This is a genomic window from Streptomyces sp. NPDC093018 (assembly GCF_040684035.1).
Lineage (GTDB): Bacteria > Actinomycetota > Actinomycetes > Streptomycetales > Streptomycetaceae > Streptomyces > Streptomyces murinus.
On sequence record NZ_JBFBFF010000013.1, the window covers coordinates 89,208 to 110,578 of the forward strand.

The following is a 21,371-nucleotide window of genomic DNA, read 5'->3' on the forward strand; positions in this document are numbered from 1 at the left end:
AGGAGCGGCCCGGCCTCAGAGGAAGCAAGGGATATGGCTGATCATTCCGGCTGGCGCCTCGGTATCGCTTCGGCTCCCATCCATCACGGCGAGATCTTGCAGGGCGTCTTCCCCCACGAGGGCGGACTCACCAGGGGCCTGGTGACGCTCCCCTGCACCATCTACAAGACGCACGCGACCTTCATGCCGGCACCCGGTGCCGAACTGACCGTCTCCCCGGCCTGGAAGACCAAGGCCCTGCGCGCGGCCGAACTCACCATCGCCGCGATCAGCCCGGACGGGGAACACCCCGTGGGCGGTCACCTCGACCTCTCCGGCGACGTCCCGCTGTGCCGCGGCTTCGGCTCCTCGACCAGCGATGTCCTCGCCACCATCTGGGCGGTCAAGGACGCGTTCGTCAGCGCGCTGGCCCCCGAGGACGTGGCCCGGCTCGCCGTACAGGCGGAACTGGCCTCCGACTCCCTGATGTTCGAGGAGACATCGGTGCTGTTCGCCCAGCGCGACGGCGAGGTCATCGAGGACTTCGGCTACCGCATGCCACCGGTGCGCGTCCTCGGCTTCGGCTCCCGGCCGCAGAACAGCGGCCAGGGCGTCGACACACTCGCCTTCCCGCCGGCCAGCTACGGCACCGACGAGACCCGGAGCTTCGCCGAGCTACAGGCCATGCTCCGCGACGCCATCCAGACGAAGGACGCGGCCCTCCTGGGCGCGGTGGCCACGGCCAGCACCGAGATCAACCAGCGGCATCTGCCCATACCGGACCTCGACCGGATCCGCTGGATCGTCCGGGAGGTCGGCGCCCTCGGGGTGCAGGCCGCCCACAGCGGGGACATCGCAGGCATCCTCTTCGACCGCGACGACCGCGATGTCGAGGCCCGCACCGAACACGCGAAAGACCTTCTGCACAGCACGGGCATCCACGAGCAGTGGATCTTCACGACGGGTGACTGACATGACGACGACCGTGGTCGCGAGTGCCGCCAAAGTGCACTCGTCCGTAGTGGAAGCCACCGAGCTCCCGCGCCTCATCCAACTCACCGACAACCTCTACGGGGCCGCCTTCAGCCTGATGAAGCTGCTGCCCGCCCGCTACATCATCGACCAGGCCGAGGCCGCCGGGACCCTGCTCCCGGGCACCCCGATCATCGAGACCTCCTCCGGCACCTTCGCCCTGGGCCTCGCCATGGTGTGCCGGCTGCGCGGCTACCCCCTCACCATCGTCGGCGACGCGGCGATCGACCGGGAGCTGTACACCCGGCTGACGATGCTCGGCGCGGCCGTGGAGATCGTCGAGGACACCGGACAGCCCGGCGGCATCCAGGGCGCCCGGCTCGCCCGGGTGGAGGAACTGCGCCTGCTGCGCCCGGACAGCTTCGTACCGGGCCAGTACGACAACCCCAACAACCCGGCCGCCTATGGCGCGGTCGCCGAACTGATCAGCGGCACCCTCGGCCCGGTCGACTGCCTGGTCGGCCCGGTCGGTTCCGGCGGCTCCACCGGCGGTCTGGCGGCGGCGCTGCGGCTTTCCGACCCGACCCTGCACCTGGTCGGCGTCGACACCCACGGCTCGATCATCTTCGGCACCCCGGACCGCCCCCGGATGCTGCGCGGCCTGGGCAGCAGCATCCACCCGGGCAATGTGCGGCACTCGGCCTACGACGAGGTGCACTGGGTCACCGCGCCCGAGGCCTTCCACGCCACCCATGAACTGTTCCGCACCCACGGCCTGTTCATGGGCCCGACGAGCGGCGCGTCCTTCCAGGTCGCCGCCTGGTGGGCGCGGCAGAACCCCGACAGCACGGTGGTGGCCGTACTGCCCGACGAGGGCTACCGCTACCAGTCGACCGTCTACAACGAGGCATGGCTGCGCGAGCAGGGCATCACCCCGGCCGCCAACCCGGCGGGCCCGGCCCTGGTCGAGCACCCGCTGGACGCGCCGTCCACCTGGTCCCGACTGCTGTGGGCGCGACGCCGGTTCGACGATGTGATGGTGCCCGGAGCGAACGCATGAACGACCGGCTGCTCCTCCTGATCGAGTCCAACACCACCGGCACAGGGCGCCAGTTCGCCCAGCGGGCCGTCGCGGCGGGCATCGAACCGGTACTGCTCAGCGCCGACCCCGGACGCTATCCGTACGCCGCCGAGGACGGGCTGCGCACGGTGGTCGTCGACACCGCCGACGCCGAGGCCCTCTGGTCGGCGGTGCGGGAACTCGCCGCGGGCGCGGAGATCGCGGGCGTGCTGTCCAGTTCCGAGTACTTCGTGGCCACCGCCGCCGAGCTGGCGGACCGGCTCGGGCTGCCCGGTCCGGCCGCCGACGCCGTACGGGCCTGCCGCAACAAGACCATCCAGCGCCGCCTCCTCGCCGGAGCCGGGGTGCCGGTGCCGGGATTCACGGAGGCCGGCGAGGTCGCGGAGGCCGTCGACGCGGCCGCCCGGCTGGGCCTGCCCGTCGTGGTCAAGCCGGTCCAGGGCTCCGGCAGCGTGGGCGTACGGCTGTGCGCGAGCCTCGGGGAGGTCGCCGACCACGCCGGGACCCTGCTGGCGGCCACCGTCAACGAGCGGGGGCTGGCCGCGCCCACCAGGATCCTGGTCGAGTCGTATCTGACGGGCCGGGAGTTCTCGGTCGAGGTGGTCGGGCACGAGGCCGTGATGACCGTCGCCAAGCACGTCGGCCCGCCGCCGGTGTTCGTCGAGACCGGCCACGACCTGCCCGCCGACCTGCCGACGCGGCAGCGGGACGCCCTGACCACGTGCGCGGTCGCGGCCGTACGGGCCCTCGGCCTCGGCTGGGGCGCGGCGCACGTGGAGCTGCGGCTGGACGGCGACACCCCCCGGGTGATCGAGGTCAACCCGCGGCTGGCGGGCGGCATGATCCCCGAACTGGTGCGCCGCGCCTGCGGGATCGACCTGATCACCGCGCAGGTCCGGGCCGCCGCAGGGCTGCCCGTGACGCTGGAGCGCGACCGGGACGCCGGGGCGTCGATCCGCTTCCTGACCGTCGAGGCGGCGGGCATCCTCGGTCCCGCGGACGCCGTCGAGGAGGCCCTGTCCCGGGCGCGGGCGGTGCCGGACGTGGTGGACGCCACGCTGTACCGCGCGCCGGAGACGCCCGTGGGACCCGCCGAGGACTTCCGGGGCCGACTGGGCCATGTGATCACGGCCGGTTCCTCGCCGGCCGCCGCGGCGCGGGCTGCGGAGACGGCGCTGACCGGGCTGGCCACCGCACTGCGCCCCCCGGCCGCGCCGCCGACGGCCCAGCCACCCGCACCGTCCGACACCGCCCCGGACCACAAGGCCCAAGGGGGCCGAGGGGGCCAAAGGGACCACAGGGACCGCAAGGACCGCCAGGACCACCGGGACCGCCAGGAGACCGTATGAGCGCCATCGACGCCATCCACGCCCTCGACGCCATCGCCTGCCGCACCGAGACGGCAGCCCGCGACGGGGCCGACACCGGCCGGCTGCGGACCACGCTCCACGACGAGGCGCACCGGATCGTCTACGACCAGTACCTGCCGGGCTCCGGTTCCGGCTCCGGCTCCGGCCAGGACGGCATGGTCCAGGAGCTGCGCCTGATCAGCGAGGTGGACCTGGCCCATCTCGTCATGCTGGCCGAGCGCGGCATCGTGGACACCGGCCGGGTCGCGATCCTGCTGGACACCATCTCCGCGCTGCGCGCCGACGACTTCGCCGAACTGCGCGGCATGCCCATGCCCCGCGGCGTCTACCTGGCCTACGAGGGCAGACTGGTGGAGCGGCTCGGCGAGCGGATCGGCGGTGTCCTGCACACCGGACGGTCCCGCAACGACCTCAACGCGACGACCGTACGACTGAAGACCCGCGGCCCCTACGGCGAACTCCTCACCGAGGTCGCCGAGTTGGCCGACATCCTGCTGGCCGCCGCCGATGTCTACCGCGATGTCACCATGCCCGCGTACACCCACGGCCAGCCCGCCGTGCCGATCACCTACGGGCACTACCTGACCGGTGTGGCCGGTTCGGTGCTGCGGAGCCTGGCGGCGCTGCTGGAGGCGGGCCGGGAGATCGACGTCAACCCGCTCGGGGCCGGTGCCGTCGGCGGCACCTCCGTCCGCATCGACCCGCACCGGACGGCCGAACTGCTGGGCTTCACCGGCGCGGCGGCCAACTCGGTCGACGCGGTCGCCTCCCGGGACTTCGTGCTGCGCCTGCTCGCCGCCTGCTCCACCCTCGGGGTGACGATGGCCCGGGTCGCCCGGGATCTGAGCACCTGGACCTCGGAGGAGTTCGGGCTGCTGCGGATGGCCGACGACCTGGTCGGCTCCAGCTCGATGATGCCGCAGAAGCGCAACCCGTTTCTGCTGGAGCACATCCAGGGCCGGTCGAGCGCCGCCCTCGGCGGTTTCGTCGCCGCCTCCTCGGCGATGAGCACGGCCGGTTTCACCAACGCCATCGCGGTGGGCACCGAGTCGGTACGCCATCTGTGGCCGGGCCTGCGCGACACCCTGGACGCGGTCACCCTGCTGCGGCTGGTGGTGGCCGGTGCGGAGCCGGAGCGCGAGCGGATGGAGGAGCGGGCCGTCGGGGGCTTCACCACGGCGACGTATCTGGCGGAGTCCCTGGTGATGGACGGCATGCCGTTCCGCAGGGCCCACCACCTGGTGGGGGAGACCGTGCTGTCGGCCCTGGACCGGGGGGTCTCGCTGACCGAGGCGGGCCGCGACCGGCCCGAGGTCGCCGCGCTCGCACCGGGCGACGGCTCGTCCTGGCTCGATCCCGCGGATGTCGCCGCCGCCTACGCCTACGGCGGCGGACCCGGCCCGGCCTCGGCCGAGGCGGCGCTTCGCCGGCTCACCGCCGAACTCGAAGGACTGCAGGACGAGGTGACGGCCCGCAGGACCCGCTGGACGAACGCGGCCGACCGGCTCACCACGACGGTACGGGCGCTGGTCGAATCGTCATGAGCGAAGAGAACACGCTCATGAGCGAAGCGCACGCGGTCATGAGCGAAGAGAACACGGTCATGAACGACGAGGAATTCGTCATGAACGACGAGAACGAAAGCGGGGCGGGGCCGGGCAGGGGGCCCCGGTACGACTTCCGGCTGCTGTGGGGCGGCGAGACCGTCAGCAAATTCGGCAGCAGCATCTCCGGCGTCGCCATGCCGCTGGTGGCCGTGGTGACCCTGCACGCCGACACCCTGTGGGTGAGCGTGCTGGCCGCCGCCGCCTGGCTGCCCTGGCTGCTCTTCGGGCTGTCGGCGGGCGCCTGGGTGGACCGGGTACGGCGGCGCCCGCTGATGATCGCCTGCAACCTGGCCTCGCTGGTGCTGCTGGCCGGTGTCCCCGTCGCCGCCTGGTACGGCGTCCTCACCATGGCGCAGCTGCTCGCCGTGTCCCTGCTGACCGGCTGTGCGAGCGTCCTCTTCTCCGTGGCGTACCGCGTCTATCTGCCGACCGTCGTGGCCAAGGACGAGCTGTCCGCGGCCAACGCCAAGCTGCAGGGCAGCGAGTCGGTGGCGCAGTTGGGCGGTCTGGGCGCCGGCGGCCTACTGGCGGGGGCCCTCGGCGCGGTGACCGGGCTGCTGGCCGACGCGGCGACCTTCCTGGTCTCCACCCTGTGCCTGCTCGCCGTCCGCGGCCGCGAACCGCGCGTCGAGACGCCCCGGGCGCGCCCCGGGCTGCGCGCGGAGATCCGGGAGGGCCTGCGCCACACCCTGCGCGATCCCTACCTTCGGGTGCTCACGGTCTACGGGTCGGTCACCAATCTGCTGCTGACCGGCTGCCAGGCCATCCTCACCGTCTTCCTGGTGCGTGAACTGGGCGTCGGCGAGGGCGCGGTGGGCTGGCTGCTCGCGGCGGGCGGCGTGGGCGGATTCCTCGGCGCCCTGGCCGCGGGCCCGATGGCCCGGCGCTTCGGCACGGCCCGCGGCATGCTGCTGTGCAAACTCGTCACCGCCCCGCTGGGGCTGCTGATCCCGCTGGCGGGCGCGGGCGCCCGGTCCGTGCTGGTGGCCCTGGGTCTCGCGGGCCTGTCGGTGGGCGTCGTCTGCGGCAGCGTCATCCAGGGCGCGTTCCGGCAGACGTACTGCCCGCCCGAACTCCTCGGCCGGATCACAGCGAGCTACTCCGTCGCCAACTACGGATCGGTGCCGGTCGGCGCGCTGCTCGGCGGAGCGCTCGGTACGGCCCTCGGGCTGCGGCCGACGCTGTGGCTGCTGACCGCGGGACTCGCCGTCAGCAGCCTGCTGTTGCTGGTGAAGCCGCTGGCCGGACGCCGCGACCTGCCCACCGAGCCGGTGACCGGGGAGCGGGCCACAGCGGAGGCCATGGCGGCACCGGTGCGCACGGCCACGGCCCGCGCGATGTGACGAACCCACTCGTATGAACGCGTATGGACACGTATGACTCGTACAACTCGTACAACTCGTACAACTCGTAAAACTCGTACGACTCGTATGAACACGTCTGACACCCCCTCCACGGCCGGGAGCAGTCCAGTGGAATCCACCCCGCAGCCCGTACGGCGCAGCCTCCCGCCCCCGGGTTCCCCCGACCTGTGGCTGCTGCGGCTGTCCGACACCCCGGACGCCGCCTCGGATGCCGCCCCGGACGCGGCCACGCTGGACCCGTCCGAACGCGAGCGGGCCGCGTCCTTCGCCAGACCCGCGGACCGCGTCCGCTTCACTGCGGCGCACCGGACGCTGCGCGCGGTACTGGGGTCCTACCTGGGGGTGCCGCCGGCGGAGATCCGCTACGCCCGCGAGACCTGCCCCTGCTGCGGCGGCCCCCATGGCCGCCCCGCCCTCCTCGGCTTCCCCGGCGATCTCCACTTCTCGCTCTCCCATCGCGGCGATCTGGTGCTGGTCGGCGTCGCGGGCGAGCCGATCGGGGTGGATGTGGAGCTGGTGCCCGACACCGAGGGGAGCGGCGAGCTGGCCCTGATGCTGCACCCCGACGAGCAGCGGGAGGCCCAGGCCCTCGACCCGGTCCGGCGCCCGGCGGCCGTCGCCCGGCTCTGGACGCGGAAGGAGGCGTATCTGAAGGGCCTCGGCACCGGCCTCGGCCGCGACCCCGCCCTGGACTACATCGGCCTGGGCGCCCCGGACGGCCCGCGGCCCCGGGTGGACTGGCACTTCAGGGACGTCCCGGTGGACCGCGGCTATGTCGCCGCGGTGGCGACCCGCGGACCGCTGACCGCCCCCGCCCCACGCCCGAACCGCGTCACCGGCCGCTTCCCCCAGCAGCGCCGCAGGGCCCTCGGTCTATGCTCACCTGGTGGAACGCAGGAAGGCAGAGGCTGGTGACGTGAGGACATGCTGAGAGAGGTCACCGCGACCCGCTACATCGAGCCGCTGCGCTCGGGCGGCTCGGTCCCCGGCATCGTCGAGGCCGACGACCTGGGCACCTATGTCGTGAAGTTCACCGGTTCGGCACAGGGGCACAAGGCGCTGGTCGCGGAGGTGATCGTCGGGGAGCTGGCCCGCGCGCTCGGGCTGCGCTTCCCCGAGCTGGTCCTTGTGCACTTCGACCCGGCCGTCGCCGCCGCGGAGCCGCACCAGGAGGTGCGCGAGCTGCACAGCGCCAGCGCGGGGGTGAACCTCGGCATGGACTATCTGCCGGGCGCCCGCGACCTCACCCCGGAACTCGCCCGCGACTTCCCGGTGGACCCGCTGGAGGCCGGCCGCGTGGTGTGGCTGGACGCGCTGACCGTCAATGTCGACCGCACCGTGCACAGCTCCAACCTGATGGTGTGGCCCACCCTCGGCACCGTGCCGCCGCGGCTGTGGCTCATCGACCACGGCGCCGCCCTCGTCTTCCACCACCGCTGGGACACCACCACCCCGGCCAAGCGGTACGACTTCCGCCATCACGCCCTCGGCCACTACGGCCCCGACGTCCGCGCCGCCGACGCCGAACTCGCCCCGCGCGTCACGGAGGAGCTGCTGCGCGCGATCGTCGCCGAGGTGCCGGACGCCTGGCTGGCCGAGGACGCCGGGTTCGCCACGCCCGACGACGTCCGGGACGCCTATGTCGGCTATCTGCTGGCCCGGGTGCGGCTCTCGGCCGAGTGGCTGCCCACCGACTTCCCGAGCCGCGAACAGGTCGCCGCCGAGGACGCCGCCCGCGCCGCCCGTACCCAGGCGGGCCGCCCGGACTGGCTGAAACAGGTCCCCGATCTGCACGGCAAACCGGCCGTGGCGCACGACGGGACGATCCACCTGCGCTGACGGGCCCGGGGGCGAGGCCGGGGCGGGCCCGGGGGCGGCCGCCCCGAGCCACCCCGAGACCCGCCGGGGCTCAGCCCCTGAGCTGCTGGTACGCCGGCAGCGTCAGGAAGTCGGCGTAGTCCTCGTCCAGGGACACCCGCAGCAGCAGATCGTGCGCCTCCTGCCAGTGCCCGGCGGCGAACGCCTCCTCGCCGATCTCCTTGCGGATGCCGTCGAGTTCCTCCGCCGCGACCTTGCGGGCCAGCTCCGGCGTCGCCTTCTCGCCGTTCTCGAACTCGACGCCCGCGTTGATCCACTGCCAGATCTGGGAGCGGGAGATCTCGGCGGTGGCCGCGTCCTCCATCAGATTGAAGATGGCGACCGCGCCGAGGCCGCGCAGCCATGCCTCGATGTAACGGATGCCCACCTGCACGGCGTTGACCAGACCGGCGTACGTCGGCTTCGCCTCCAGCGAGTCCACGGCGATCAGGTCGGCGGCCGACACGCGCACATCCTCGCGCAGCCGGTCCTTCTGGTTCGGCTTGTCGCCGAGGACCCGGTCGAAGGACTCCATGGCGATCGGCACCAGGTCGGGGTGGGCGACCCAGGAGCCGTCGAAACCGTCGTTCGCCTCACGGTCCTTGTCGGCGCGGACCTTCTCGAAGGCCACCTTGTTGACCTCCGCGTCCCGGCGGGAGGGGATGAAGGCCGCCATGCCGCCGATCGCGTGCGCGCCGCGCTTGTGGCAGGTGCGCACGAGGAGTTCGGTGTAGGCGCGCATGAACGGGGCGGTCATCGTCACCGCGTTGCGGTCCGGCAGCACGAACTTGGGGCCGCCGTCACGGAAGTTCTTCACGATGGAGAACAGGTAGTCCCAGCGTCCCGCGTTCAACCCCGAGGCGTGATCGCGCAGTTCGTAGAGGATCTCCTCCATCTCGTACGCCGCCGTGATGGTCTCGATCAGCACGGTGGCGCGGATGCTGCCCTGCGGGACGCCCACATAGTCCTGCGCGAACACGAACACGTCGTTCCACAGGCGGGCTTCGAGGTGCGACTCGGTCTTCGGCAGATAGAAGTAGGGGCCCTTGCCGAGGTCCAGCAGCCGCCGTGCGTTGTGGAAGAAGTACAGGCCGAAGTCCACGAGCGCGCCGGGCACCTGGCTGCCGTCGGCGGCGACGAGGTGGCGCTCGGCCAGGTGCCAGCCGCGCGGGCGCATGACGACGGTCGCCAGCTCCGCGTCGGGCCGCAGCGCGTACGACTTGCCGGACCTCGGGTCGGTGAAGTCGATGTCCCGCCGGTAGGCGGCGATCAGGTTGAGCTGGCCGAGGACGACGTTCTCCCAGGTGGGCGCGGAGGCGTCCTCGAAGTCGGCGAGCCAGACCCGGGCGCCCGAGTTGAGCGCGTTGACGGTCATCTTGCGGTCGGTGGGCCCGGTGATCTCGACGCGCCGGTCGTTCAGCGCGGCCGGGGCCGGGGCGACCCGCCAGGAGTCGTCCGCGCGGATCGCGGCGGTCTCCGGCAGGAAGTCGAGCGTGGAGGTGCGGGCGATCTCGGCGCGGCGCTCGGCCCGGCGGGCGAGGAGTTCATCACGGCGCGGGGTGAACCGCCGGTGCAGCTCCGCCACGAAGGCGAGCGCCGCGTCCGTGAGGACCTCTTCCTGTCCGGGCAGGGGCTCGGCGTCGACGATGGCCAGCGGGGACGGCGCTGGTGCGGACATGAGCTGTCACTTCCTTCAGCGGTGGCACCACGTGCCAAGTGGCACGAAAGGGATGAATCGCGCCCGCTGTGCGGTCGGACGCTTCTGATCAGTGGATACTAGTTTCCTCATTGTGGAACTTCAATGGTCTGTTGATGTCGAGATTCTCCGGGTCGAGGCAAGCTGACGCCGGGTGCCACGGGCCCGGCCGACGACACCCCGTTCACTCAAGGTGGCTCAGGTCGGCCTCGGTGTCGATGTCGTACGGCCGCGCCACATCCGCGCACTCCACCAGCCGGACGGCCCCCTCATGGGCCTTCAGATAGGCGCGGGCGCCCCGGTCCCCGGTGGCGGCCGCCGCGATCCCCGCCCAGTGGGCCGCCCCGAACAGCACCGGATGCCCGCGCGTCCCGTCGTACGCCGCCGAGACCAGCGCGTTCTCGCCGTCGTACGCCCGAAGGACCCGCGCCACCGCCTCGGGTCCGATGCCCGGCTGGTCGACCAGGAAGACCAGGGCCGCCCGTGCGTCCGTCCGGGCGAGCGCGGCGAGTCCCGCGCGCAGCGAGGAGCCCATGCCCTCGGCCCAGCGCGGGTTGTCGATCAGGACGCAGTCGCCCAGGTCCGCCCGCTCGCGCACCTCCTCGGCCCGCGCGCCCAGCACGACATGGATCCGCCCGACCCCGGCCGCCCGCAGCACCCCCGCCGCATGCTCGACCAGGGGGCGCCCCCGGTGTTCCAGCAGTGCCTTGGGCCGCCCGCCGAGCCGTCTGCCGCCCCCGGCGGCCAGCACCAGACCGGCGACCTCCGCGGTGGGGTCCTCGATGTCCGTCATGGCTCCTGCATACCCGACGGCGGCCCGGCTTTCCGGAATCCTGGCTGACTTCCAGGAATCCCCGGGCTGATTTTCGGCATGCCCCATGGCGCTCGCCGGGCCGGGTGGCGTTTACTGGCCCGCGCACGACGGCGTGGCTGCCTGGGGAGGGCTGCTTTGCGGAGCTTGGTGCAGGGGCCGGTGACCGGCGGTGAAGAGGATCCGAGGGTGACGGAGCTGCGCACGGCGGTGTCCCGCTTACGCCGCGAACTGGCCGTCCTGCGCACGGACTTCCCGGACCGTGCGACAGCCGAGGACGAACTGGCCGCGCTCGCCGCCATGACCTGCGAGGGCGTCCCGGAGATACCCCGGCTGCGCGGCTCCCTGCTGCATCTCGCGGGCGCCATCGGCTCGATGAGCGCCCTGTCCGGGGCGCTGCGGGCGGTCAGAGCGGCGGTGGACCTGTTCGGGGAACCCGCGCGCCGGGGCCGGGGGCCACTGCCCCGCCCGGATCACTCCTCCGACCACTCCTCCGATCACTCCTCCGACGTGAACAGCCCCCGCTCCTGAGCCTCTTCGCGGACCCGGCGGTACAGCGCGGTCAGTGTCCCGCTCACCCCCACCCGGGGCAGCTGGAGCCGGTCCAGCGCCTCGGCGTCGGCCGGCACGTCGTGCCAGCCCTGGCCGGTGAGCAGGCGCATCAGGGCCGGGTTGAGCCGGTCCACCCCGCGCACCAGCCGCGCCTCGGCGCTGGCACCCCGCTCGTACTCGTGCCACAGATCCAGGAACTCGTCGGCCAGCGGACCGGGCAGCGCGCCGAACCGCCGCAACGCGACGGCCTCTTCCCGCCGCGCCTTCTCCTCCCGGTCGCCGGGACTCCAGGCCGAGGGGTCGCCGGTGTCGATCTCCACCAGGTCGTGCATCAGGCACATCTTCATCATCCGCGCCAGGTCCAGCGACCGGCCGCTCTCCCGCTCGAACTCGCCGTGCAGCAGCCAGCAGACCAGCGCCAGATGCCAGGAGTGCTCGGCGACGCTCTCCCTGCGGTCCGGAGTGGCGTTGTTGTGCCGCTCGACCTCCCGGAGCCGGGCGGTGCGGGCGATCGCGTCGAACAGGTCGCGCGGCCCGGCTTCTCCCATCGGTGACTCCCCTTCCCGGGCGGCCGAACGGGCGGCGCCGGTGCCCGGCAGGGCCTACGCGCCGGAACTCGCCAGCGACCGGGACAGCTCGATAGCGACCTGCTGGAGCACCGGCACGATCTTCTCCGTCGCGTCCTCGGTCACCCGGCCCGCCGGACCCGAGATGGAGATCGCCGCGGCCGTCGGGGAGTCCGGTACGCAGACGGCGAGGCAGCGCACCCCGATCTCCTGCTCGTTGTCGTCCACGGCGTACCCCTGCTCCCGCACCTCCGCCAGCGCCGCGAGGAACCCCTCCGGCGTGGTGATGGTCCGGTCCGTCGCCGCGGGCATCCCGGTACGGCCCAGCAGCGCCCGCACCTCGCCGTCCGGCACCGCCGAAAGCAGCGCCTTGCCGACGCCCGTGGAGTGCGGCAGCACCCGCCGGCCGACCTCGGTGAACATCCGCATCGAGTGCTTGGAGGGCACCTGCGCCACGTACACGATCTCGTCGCCGTCCAGCAGCGCCATGTTCGCGGTCTCGCCGGTCTCCTCCACGAGCCGCGCGAGATACGGCCGCGCCCAGGTGCCGAGCAGCCGGGACGCCGACTCGCCGAGCCGGATCAGCCGGGGGCCGAGCGCGTAGCGCCGGTTGGGCTGCTGGCGCACATAGCCGCAGGCGACCAGGGTGCGCATCAGCCGGTGAATGGTGGGCAGCGGCAGCCCGCTGGTCGCGGACAGTTCGCTGAGGCCCACCTCGCCGCCCGCGTCGGCCATCCGTTCCAGCAGGTCGAAGGCGCGCTCAAGGGACTGGACCCCGCCACCGCCGGAGGCCTTGGCGGATTCGGGGGTGCTGGCGCTCGACGTGGGCACGGCACGTTCCTTTCGGGACGAACGGAGGGCAGCAGCCTACCCGGCGGACGGTTGACTCCCCGCTTGTACGGAGCTACGTTCTGCTTTCTGGAATTCTAATTCCGCTTTGTGGAAACGTCCAGGGTGCCCTCCTTGCGTCCGCCGCCGGATGGGCGCCCCTTGACGACGCCGAACCGGGAGTGAAGACTCCTTCAACAGAACGTTGAAATCCGTTTCGTGGCTGTATATCCCGTTCCTCGGGCGTGAAGTCCGGGTGTCCGACGGCGGTACAGAAAGGGGTCCGGGTGTCCGACGCTGAACTGGTGCTGCGCTCGACGCGCGTCATCACCCCGGAGGGGACACGGGCCGCCGCGGTCTCCGTGTCCGCCGGGACGATCACGGCCGTACTGCCGTACGACACCGGGATCCCGGCCGGCGCGCGCCTGGTGGACGTCGGCGACGACGCGCTGCTGCCCGGCCTGGTCGACACCCATGTGCACGTCAACGACCCGGGCCGCACCGAGTGGGAGGGCTTCTGGACCGCCACCCGCGCCGCGGCCGCCGGTGGCATCACCACCCTCGTCGACATGCCGCTGAACTCCCTGCCGCCGACCACCACCGTGGAGCATCTGCGGATCAAGCGGGACGTGGCCCGGGACAAGGCGCACATCGACGTCGGCTTCTGGGGCGGCGCCCTGCCCGGCAACGTCAAGGACCTGCGCCCGCTGCACGACGCCGGGGTCTTCGGCTTCAAGGCGTTCCTGTCCCCGTCCGGCGTGGACGAGTTCCCGCACCTCGACCAGGAGCAACTCGCCCGCTCCCTCGCGGAGATCGCCGGTTTCGGCGGACTGCTGATCGTGCACGCCGAGGACCCGCACCACCTGGCCGCCGCCCCCCAGCACGGCGGCCCCCGCTACGCCGACTTCCTCGCCTCGCGCCCCCGCGACGCCGAGGACACCGCCATCGCCGCGCTGATCGCCCACGCCCGCCGCCTGGACGCCCGGGTGCATGTACTGCACCTGTCCTCCAGCGACGCGCTGCCGCTGATCCGCGCCGCCCGCGCCGACGGCGTCCGGATCACCGTGGAGACCTGCCCGCACTACCTCACCCTCACCGCCGAGGAAGTCCCCGACGGCGCCAGCGAGTTCAAGTGCTGCCCGCCGATCCGCGAGGCCGCCAACCAGGACCTGCTGTGGGCCGCGCTCGCCGACGGCACCGTCGACTGCGTCGTCACCGACCACTCGCCCTCCACGGCCGACCTCAAGACCGCCGACTTCGCCACCGCCTGGGGCGGCATCTCCGGCCTCCAGCTCAGCCTCTCCGCCGTGTGGACCGAGGCCCGCAGGCGCGGCCACACCCTGGACGACGTCGTGCGCTGGATGTCCGCGCGCACCGCCGCCCTCGTCGGGCTCGACGCCCGCAAGGGCGCCATCGCCCCCGGCCGCGACGCCGACTTCGCGGTATTCGCGCCCGAGGAGACCTTCACCGTCGACCCGGCGGGGCTCCAGCACCGCAACCGGGTCACCGCCTACGCGGGCCGCACCCTGCACGGCGTCGTCAGATCCACCTGGCTGCGCGGCGAACGCATCGTCGCCGACGGCGAGTTCACCCCGCCGAAGGGCACGCTGCTCGACCGCCCCTGAGCCACGCCCCGCCCCCGGGGCATCCCGAGGACCCATCCGGCCGACTCCCGAGAGGAACCACTGATCACCGTGACGGCGACACCAGGTTTTACCGGCGACGCGAACCCCTACGGAGGCGGTGACCCGTACGCGGACTACCGCACCGCCGACTTCCCCTTCACCCAGTACGCCAACCTCGCCGACCGCCGCCTCGGCGCCGGTGTCGTCGCCGCCAACGACGAGTTCTTCGCCCAGCGCGAGAACCTCCTGGTGCCCGAGCGCGCCGAGTTCGACCCCGAGCACTTCGGGCACAAGGGCAAGATCATGGACGGCTGGGAGACCCGCCGCAGGCGCGGCGCCGCCACCGAGGACCCCTGGCCCACCGCCGAGGACCACGACTGGGCGCTGATCCGCCTCGGCGCCCCCGGGGTGATCCGCGGCATCGTCGTGGACACCGCCCACTTCCGCGGCAACTACCCCCAGGCCGTCTCCGTCGAGGCCGCCTCGGTCCCCGGCTCGCCCGCGCCCGCGCAACTGCTCGGCGACGACGTGAAGTGGACGACCCTCGTCCCGCGCACCCCCGTCGGCGGCCATGCCGCGAACGGCTTCGAAGTCTCCCTGGAACAGCGCTTCACCCACCTGCGCGTCAACCAGCACCCCGACGGCGGCATCGCCCGGCTGCGCGTGTACGGCGAAGTCGCCCCGGATCCCGCGTGGTTGGCGGCGCTCGGCACCTTCGACGTGGTCGCCCTGGAGAACGGCGGCAGCGTCGAGGACGCCTCCGACCGCTTCTACTCCCCGGCCACCAACACCATCCAGCCCGGCCGTTCCCGCAAGATGGACGACGGCTGGGAGACCCGGCGCCGCCGCGACCGGGGCCACGACTGGATCCGCTACCGGCTCGTCACCCGGTCCCGGATCGGCGCCGTCGAGATCGACACCGCGTACCTCAAGGGCAACAGCGCCGGCTGGGCGGCGGTCTCGGTGCGCGACGGCGAGGACGGCGAGTGGCGCGAGATCCTGCCCCGCACCCGCCTCCAGCCCGACACCAACCACCGGTTCGTGCTGCCGGAAGCGGCCGTCGGCACCCACGCGCGCATCGACATCTTCCCCGACGGGGGCATCTCCCGGCTGCGCCTGTACGGCTCCCCGACCGAGACCGGCGCGGCCGAACTGGCCGCGCGGCACCAGGAACTGGGCGGCTGACGCACCGTCACACGGATCGAGGGGCGGGCTCCGCGGGGAGGCGGGCGCCCGCCCCTCGTGCTGTCCGCGGTGCGTGCCGCCCGTACAGCGAATCAGCAGGTGGCAGGGGGTGTACAGGGCCGAACGGCCCCATTGCGGGGGGCCGGACGGCATCGGGCCCGCGGTGCAATACTGGCTCGTCTTCCGGCCGGACCTCCGGCGCCGTGGGGCACGGGTCCACCGCCATCGTCGTCTGCCGGCGGTGAACCCGCCCATGGCGTGGGGGAGTTGCGCGGCGCCCCTGACCCGGCGCACCGCGCGGTCCACGCGAAGACGGCGCCGACAGAGCGCGCCGACGACCGCCGGGTACGGGGCCGGGCACGGGCGGGCGGCGCGCGAGGAACCGCAGGGAGAGAGAGCCAGTCCGTGAACACCACCAGCAGCGACGGCCACGACGAGTACCACGCACTCCTCGCCCGGCGGGACGCGATGCGCCTGCGCCAGCAGCTCCTGTCCCCGTCCGCCCGCCCGGACACGGGCACCGGACCCTGGGGGACCGCCGCGCGCAGGGCCCACGGGCAGCCGTACGACGGCGCCGCCGACCAGCGGACCATCACCCGCCAGCTGCCGCTGGTCACCCCCTTCGGCAAGCTCATCGGGCACCTCTACGACGCCATGTTCGAGCGCCACCCCTATCTGCGCTCGCTCTTCCCCGACTCCATGGACTTCCAGCGGGTCCATCTGGAGCGGGCCTTCTGGTATCTGATCGAACATCTCGACCAGCCGCGGGAGGTGGCCGACTTCTGCGCCCGGCTCGGCCGCGACCACCGCAAACTCGGCGTCCGGCCCGTGCACTTCGAGGTGTTCGAGCAGGCACTCGCCGAGGCCCTGCGGCGCAGCGCGGGCGCGCGCTGGAGCGAGGAGCTGGAGCAGGCGTGGCTGCGCATGGTGCGCTTCGCGGTCGGGGCCATGGTGGACGGCGCGGCCGGGGCGCTCGCCGAACCGCCGTACTGGAACGCCACGGTGACCGCCCACGAGCTGCGCGGCCCCGACCTCGCGGTGCTCCGGGTACGCCCCGCGGAACCGTTTCCCTACCGGGCCGGGCAGTACACCCGGATCCAGACCCCGCTGCTGCCGCTGACCTGGCGGCCGTACTCGATCGCCTGCGCGCCCCGCCCGGACGGCGAACTGGAGTTCCATGTCCGCCGTACCGCCCCCGGCGGCGTCAGCGACGCGCTGGTCACCCGGACCCGCGCCGGTGACCAGCTCCGCCTCGGCCCCGCCCAGGGCTCCATGGTCCTGGACGAGGACCCCGCGCGGGACGTCCTGATCGTGGCCGGCGGCACCGGCTGGGCCACCGCACGCGCCCTGCTCGAAGAGCTGTCCCGGCACCCCCTGCACCGCGGCACCCACCTCTTCGTGGGCGCGCGCACCCTGGACGAGCTGTACGACACCGCCGCCCTCGCCCGCCTGGAGAAGAACTGCTCCTGGCTGCGCGTCGTCCCGGTGATCGGCGAGGAGTCCGGCGCCGCCGAGAGCGGCTCGGTGGCCGACGCGGTGGCCCGGCGCGGCGACTGGTCCGGCCACACCGCCTACGTCAGCGGCCCGCCCATGATGGTCACCGCCACGGTGTACGGCCTGACCGCGCTGTCCCTGCCGCCGGACCGCATCCACCACGACCCGGTCGACACCGCCCTGCCCCCGGCCGCGCGACCGTCCAGGGCCGGGGCACCGGTGGCGATCACCGGGAGGTGAGTCGCGCCACGCGCGGGCGGTGCCGGAACTCTCACCCCCTCCTGACGCGTTCTTCCGGGCGTGACCCTTCAGCAAGAGATCGTCGGCAACGCCATGCAGATGGCGGTCGTCAACCTGAACCCCGGCCAGACCGTGTACTGCGAGGCCGGGAAGTTCCTGTTCAAGACCACGAACGTGACCATGGAGACCCGGCTGTCCGGCCCCTCAGGGAGCGGCGGGCAGCAGGGCGGCGGCAGCGGCGGCATGGGCGGCATGCTGCGCCAGGCCATGGGCACCGCCATGCAGGTGGGCCAGCGGATGCTCGCCGGTGAGTCCCTGGCCTTCCAGTACTTCACCGCGCAGGGCGGCCAGGGCACGGTCGGCTTCGCGGGCGTGCTCCCCGGCGAGATGCGCGCGCTGGAACTCGACGGCCGGCGCGCCTGGTTCGCCGAGAAGGACGCCTTCGTGGCCGCCGAGTCCTCGGTGGAGTTCGGCATCGCCTTCGCCGGCGGCCGTACGGGCATGAGCGGCGGCGAGGGCTTCGTCCTGGAGAAGTTCACCGGTCACGGCACCGTGATCATCGCGGGCGCGGGCAACTTCATCGACCTGAACCCGGCCGACTTCGGCGGCCGTATCGAGGTGGACACCGGCTGCGTGGTCGCCTTCGAGGAGGGCATCCGGTACGGCGTCCAGCGCGTCGGCGGCCTCAACCGCCAGGGCATCATGAACGCCGTCTTCGGCGGCGAGGGCCTCTCCCTGGCCACCCTGGAGGGCAACGGCCGCGTCATCCTCCAGTCCCTGACCATCGAGAGCCTGGCCAATGCCCTGAAGAAGGCCCAGGGCGGCGACAAACAGGGCCCGACGGGCGGCCTGTTCTCCACGCACGCGGGGTGAGCCGCGCCCGGGGCGTCACAGAGCGCGTCGCCAGGTCTGCCCGACGAGATCGTGGCCGAAGCTGTGATGGGCCTGCGCCTCGACCAGTTCGAAGCCGTGCGTCTCATAGATGCGGCGGGCCGTCTTCAGCACGTCGTTCGTCCACAGCGTGATCGCCCCGCACCCGGCCTCGCGCGCGAAGCGCAGGCATTCCTCGACCAGGCGGGTGCCGAGCCCGAGCCCCCGCGCCGCGGGGTCCACCAGCAGCAGGCGCAGCTTCGCGGCGCCCTCCTCGTCCCCGGGCGCGCAGAAGACGCAGCCGGCCCGGGCCCCGTCGACCTCCGCGATCCAGGCCGCCCGCGGTCCCGCCCCCGTCGTACGGGTGTGGTCGGCGACGATCCGGGCGACCAGCGCCTCGAAGTCCGCGTCCCAGCCGAACTCCCGCTCGTAGAGCTCGCCGTGCGCCATCACCACCCAGCCCAGGTCCCCGGGCCGGCCGAGCGGACGGACGACCACCTCGCGCTCCGCGACCGCGTGTTCCGTCGCCATCAGGACCACCCACCTCTCACTGAAACGACTGTTTCAGTACACTAACCCGGGTGGCCCGATCCGAAGCAACCCCTTCTCCGCGACGACAGGAACTGCTGGAGGCGGCGTACGCCCACGCGCTGCGCAGCGGCCTGGCCGATCTGTCCCTGCGCCCCCTCGCGGCGGAGATCAAGTCCTCCCCACGGGTGCTGCTCTACCTGTTCGGCAGCAAGGACGGCCTGGTCCGGGCCCTGCTGGCGCGGGCCAGGGCCGATGAGCTGGCCGCCCTGCGACGGCTCGCGGCCGCGCGCGATCCGGCGGCGGGGCTGGGGCCGGTCGCCCGCGAGCTGTGGCGATGGCTGTCCGAGGACGCCCACCGCGGTCTGCTGACGCTCTGGGTCGAGAGCTACGCCCGCTCCCTCGTGGAGCCCGACGGCCCCTGGGCCGGATTCGCGAGCGACACGGTCGAGGACTGGCTCGCCCTGCTCGCCGCAGCACAGCGCCCCGAGGAGCGCGACACCGAAGCGGGCCTGGCCCGGCGCACCCTCGTGCTCGCCACCCTCAGGGGCGCCCTGCTGGACCTCCTCGCCACCGGCGACCTGGAGCGGACGAGCGCGGCGGTGCACGCCCTGCTGGCCGCGGGGGAGTGACCCCGGCGCACAACCGGACGCGCCCGGCGCACAACCGGGCTCGCGCCGGGCGCGCGAGGAAACCCGAGCCGGACTCGCCCCGGGTTTCCCCCGGGCCTTCGGTGACCACCCTGTGCCCGTCCTGTGGGTGTCCCGAGGAGGAAGGTGAACTCGTTGAAAAACACGGTTACTTGAGGGGGAATTCCAGGGCGATGCCGTTGACATGTCCTTGTCTACGCGCGTCATCATGGCGTCATGCGTATCCCCCCACGCGCCGCTCGTATCGGCGCCGCAGCCGCAGTCCTGTCCGCCCTCCTCGCCGGCGGCACCGTCTCCGCCACCACGGCGAACGCGTCCGTCGTCTCCGCCACGCCCGCCGTCTCCGCGGCCTCCGTCGGCAGCATCTGCCACAGCACCCTGCCGCCGCAGGCCGACGACACCCTCGACCTCATCGCCAAGGGCGGCCCCTACCCCTACTCGCAGGACGGCACGGTCTTCTCCAACCGCGAGGGCGTCCTGCCCAGCCAGTCCTCGGGCTACTACCACGAGTACACCGTGGTGACCCCCGGCGCCCCCACCCGCGGCACCCGCCGCATCGTCACCGGTGAGCGCAGCCAGGAGGACTACTACACCTCCGACCACTACGAGACGTTCGACCTGATCGACTTCGACTGCTGAACAACGGCTGATCCGCATGTGATCCCGACCGAGCCTCGCCCCGCGGCCCCCACCCCCCACCCGGCGGTCGCGGGGCGAGTCGTATCCGGCGCCCGGCACGTCCTTTTCGGCCGTCTCCCGCTCCCCGCACGGAATTTCCACCGACCCGGGCACCCGGCCCGCACCCCGCGCGTTCTCCAGGCACCGGGATGCGCCCGGTCGGCCTCGGGGGAGTCCGGAAGGGGAGTCATGGACCGGCGAAAGACGGTGGATCTGGGGGAGTTCGGGGACGCGTTCCGATGCGACCCGCATCCGGTGTACGCCATGCTGCGCGAACGCGGCCCGGTGCACCGGATCCGGATACCCCATGCGGACGAGGAGTACGAGACCTGGCTCGTCGTCGGGTACGAGGAGGCGCGCGCCGCCCTCGCCGACCCCCGGCTCGCCAAGGACGGCACGAAGATCGGCGTGTCCTTCCTCGACCATGAGCTGATCGGCAGGGATCTGCTGGCCACCGACCCGCCCCAGCACACCCGGCTGCGCGGCCTGGTCACCCGGGCGTTCACCATGCGCCGGGTCGAGCAACTGCGGCCGCGCCTCCAGCGGATCACCGACGAACTGCTGGACGAGATGCTGTCGCCGGGCAGCGCCGGCCGCGCCGACCTCATCGCCGCCCTCGCCTACCCGCTGCCCCTCACCGTCATCTGCGAACTGCTCGGCGTCCCCGAGATGGACCGCACCGAGTTCCGCAAGATCTCCACCCAGGTGGTCGCCCCGACCGACCCGGAGTCCGAGCGCGAGGCGATGACCCGGCTCGGCGCCTACCTCACCGAACTGATCGAGGACAAGCGCCGCTCCGGGGTCACCGGCGACCTCCTCGGCGACCTGGTCCGCACCACCGCCGAGGACGGCGACCGGCTCTCGGCGGGCGAACTGCGCGGCATGGCCTTCCTGTTGCTCATCGCCGGCCATGAGACCACGGTCAACCTGATCGGCAACGGTGTCCTCGCCCTGCTCACCCACCCCGACCAACTCGCCGCGCTGCGCGCCGACATGAGCCTGATCGACGGCGCGGTCGAGGAGACGCTGCGCTGGGAGGGCCCGGTGGAGAACGCCACGTTCCGGTACGCGGCCGAACCGCTGGACATCGGCGGCGTCCGCGTCGAGAAGGGCGAACACGTGATGATCGGGCTCACCGCCGCCCAGCGCGACGGCGCCCGCTTCCCCGCCCCCGACCGCTTCGACATCCGCCGCGACACCCGCGGCCACCTCGCCTTCGGCCACGGCCTCCACTACTGCCTGGGCGCACCCCTGGCCCGCCTGGAGGGCCGCATCGCCCTCTCCACCCTGCTGGACCGCGCCCCCGGCCTCGCCCTGGACGGCCCGCCCGACGAATGGCTGCCGGGCATGCTGATGCGCGGGCTGCGGACCCTGCCGGTGCGCTGGTAGGCAGGAGCGGCGGGGGTCGTACGACGCGC

Annotated in this window: 19 protein-coding genes and 1 pseudogene; 15 read left to right on the forward strand and 5 right to left on the reverse strand. The window is 72.8% G+C overall.

Annotation, left to right across the window (positions count from 1 at the left end):
* Positions 1-33: 33 nt before the first annotated feature.
* The 7 genes from AB0N90_RS26240 to AB0N90_RS26270 all read left to right on the forward strand — a co-directional run bounded on the left by AB0N90_RS26240 (position 34) and on the right by AB0N90_RS26270 (position 8,212).
* Positions 34-951: a kinase gene (locus tag AB0N90_RS26240; RefSeq protein WP_136102889.1), complete on the forward strand. Its 918-nt coding sequence runs from the start codon at positions 34-36 to the stop codon at positions 949-951.
* A gap of 1 nt (position 952) precedes the next feature.
* A complete protein-coding gene (locus AB0N90_RS26245; protein WP_365200614.1) occupies positions 953-2,011 on the forward strand; it encodes a PLP-dependent cysteine synthase family protein in 1,059 nt (352 codons plus the stop codon).
* On the forward strand, positions 2,008-3,381 hold the full coding sequence (locus AB0N90_RS26250; protein ID WP_365200617.1) for an ATP-grasp domain-containing protein: 1,374 nt from the start codon (positions 2,008-2,010) through the stop codon (positions 3,379-3,381). The genes AB0N90_RS26245 and AB0N90_RS26250 overlap by 4 nt, the downstream gene beginning before the upstream one ends.
* Positions 3,378-4,946, forward strand: coding sequence for an argininosuccinate lyase (gene argH / locus AB0N90_RS26255; protein ID WP_365200619.1), 1,569 nt, complete (start codon positions 3,378-3,380; stop codon positions 4,944-4,946). Before AB0N90_RS26250 ends, argH begins: the two co-directional genes overlap by 4 nt.
* 17 nt (positions 4,947-4,963) lie before the next feature.
* Complete coding sequence (locus AB0N90_RS26260) at positions 4,964-6,352, forward strand: MFS transporter (protein WP_365200620.1); 1,389 nt, start codon at positions 4,964-4,966, stop codon at positions 6,350-6,352.
* A gap of 129 nt (positions 6,353-6,481) precedes the next feature.
* The gene (locus tag AB0N90_RS26265; RefSeq protein WP_365200622.1) at positions 6,482-7,288 is read left to right on the forward strand and encodes a 4'-phosphopantetheinyl transferase superfamily protein; all 807 of its coding nucleotides are present in this window, start codon (positions 6,482-6,484) and stop codon (positions 7,286-7,288) included.
* Positions 7,289-7,297: 9 nt separating this feature from the next.
* Entirely contained in the window at positions 7,298-8,212 is a 915-nt protein-coding gene (locus AB0N90_RS26270; RefSeq protein WP_365200625.1) for a HipA family kinase, read from the forward strand.
* A 70-nt stretch (positions 8,213-8,282) separates the two neighbouring features.
* Here AB0N90_RS26270 and aceB read toward each other — a convergent pair whose 3' ends face one another.
* Both aceB and AB0N90_RS26280 read right to left on the reverse strand, forming a co-directional pair.
* A complete protein-coding gene (gene aceB, locus AB0N90_RS26275) occupies positions 8,283-9,908 on the reverse strand; it encodes a malate synthase A (protein WP_365200628.1) in 1,626 nt (541 codons plus the stop codon).
* A gap of 202 nt (positions 9,909-10,110) precedes the next feature.
* The gene (locus tag AB0N90_RS26280; RefSeq protein WP_365200631.1) at positions 10,111-10,719 is read right to left on the reverse strand and encodes a nucleotidyltransferase family protein; all 609 of its coding nucleotides are present in this window, start codon (positions 10,717-10,719) and stop codon (positions 10,111-10,113) included.
* A 165-nt stretch (positions 10,720-10,884) separates the two neighbouring features.
* Here AB0N90_RS26280 and AB0N90_RS26285 point away from each other — a divergent pair.
* Positions 10,885-11,181: pseudogene (locus AB0N90_RS26285) on the forward strand (DUF5955 family protein); the annotation flags it as partial.
* Between the two features lie 53 nt (positions 11,182-11,234).
* Here the strand turns inward: AB0N90_RS26285 and AB0N90_RS26290 are convergent.
* Both AB0N90_RS26290 and AB0N90_RS26295 read right to left on the reverse strand, forming a co-directional pair.
* Complete coding sequence (locus tag AB0N90_RS26290; protein WP_365200633.1) at positions 11,235-11,837, reverse strand: HD domain-containing protein; 603 nt, start codon at positions 11,835-11,837, stop codon at positions 11,235-11,237.
* Positions 11,838-11,891: 54 nt separating this feature from the next.
* Positions 11,892-12,686, reverse strand: coding sequence for an IclR family transcriptional regulator (locus AB0N90_RS26295; protein WP_365200636.1), 795 nt, complete (start codon positions 12,684-12,686; stop codon positions 11,892-11,894).
* Between the two features lie 284 nt (positions 12,687-12,970).
* On the opposite strand from AB0N90_RS26295, the gene allB reads away from it, so the two are divergent.
* From allB to AB0N90_RS26315, 4 genes are all read left to right on the forward strand, one after another.
* Positions 12,971-14,308 carry an allantoinase AllB gene (gene allB / locus AB0N90_RS26300; protein ID WP_365200639.1) on the forward strand — a complete coding sequence of 446 codons (1,338 nt, stop codon included), beginning with the start codon at positions 12,971-12,973 and terminating at the stop codon, positions 14,306-14,308.
* 69 nt (positions 14,309-14,377) lie between these two features.
* Positions 14,378-15,493 (forward strand): allantoicase, encoded by a 1,116-nt coding sequence (gene alc, locus AB0N90_RS26305; RefSeq protein WP_365200642.1) that lies wholly within the window; start codon positions 14,378-14,380, stop codon positions 15,491-15,493.
* A 405-nt stretch (positions 15,494-15,898) separates the two neighbouring features.
* Positions 15,899-17,227, forward strand: coding sequence for a globin domain-containing protein (locus AB0N90_RS26310; RefSeq protein ID WP_365200645.1), 1,329 nt, complete (start codon positions 15,899-15,901; stop codon positions 17,225-17,227).
* 60 nt (positions 17,228-17,287) lie between these two features.
* Positions 17,288-18,100 carry an AIM24 family protein gene (locus tag AB0N90_RS26315; protein WP_365200648.1) on the forward strand — a complete coding sequence of 271 codons (813 nt, stop codon included), beginning with the start codon at positions 17,288-17,290 and terminating at the stop codon, positions 18,098-18,100.
* Between the two features lie 15 nt (positions 18,101-18,115).
* Here the strand turns inward: AB0N90_RS26315 and AB0N90_RS26320 are convergent, their stop codons facing one another.
* On the reverse strand, positions 18,116-18,628 hold the full coding sequence (locus AB0N90_RS26320; protein ID WP_361680813.1) for a GNAT family N-acetyltransferase: 513 nt from the start codon (positions 18,626-18,628) through the stop codon (positions 18,116-18,118).
* Between the two features lie 50 nt (positions 18,629-18,678).
* Here AB0N90_RS26320 and AB0N90_RS26325 point away from each other — a divergent pair, with 50 nt between their 5' ends.
* The 3 genes from AB0N90_RS26325 to AB0N90_RS26335 all read left to right on the forward strand — a co-directional run bounded on the left by AB0N90_RS26325 (position 18,679) and on the right by AB0N90_RS26335 (position 21,342).
* Positions 18,679-19,257 carry a TetR/AcrR family transcriptional regulator gene (locus AB0N90_RS26325; protein ID WP_365200651.1) on the forward strand — a complete coding sequence of 193 codons (579 nt, stop codon included), beginning with the start codon at positions 18,679-18,681 and terminating at the stop codon, positions 19,255-19,257.
* Positions 19,258-19,491: 234 nt separating this feature from the next.
* The gene (locus tag AB0N90_RS26330) at positions 19,492-19,914 is read left to right on the forward strand and encodes a ribonuclease (RefSeq protein ID WP_361680819.1); all 423 of its coding nucleotides are present in this window, start codon (positions 19,492-19,494) and stop codon (positions 19,912-19,914) included.
* Between the two features lie 228 nt (positions 19,915-20,142).
* On the forward strand, positions 20,143-21,342 hold the full coding sequence (locus AB0N90_RS26335) for a cytochrome P450 (RefSeq protein WP_365200654.1): 1,200 nt from the start codon (positions 20,143-20,145) through the stop codon (positions 21,340-21,342).
* Positions 21,343-21,371: the final 29 nt, after the last annotated feature.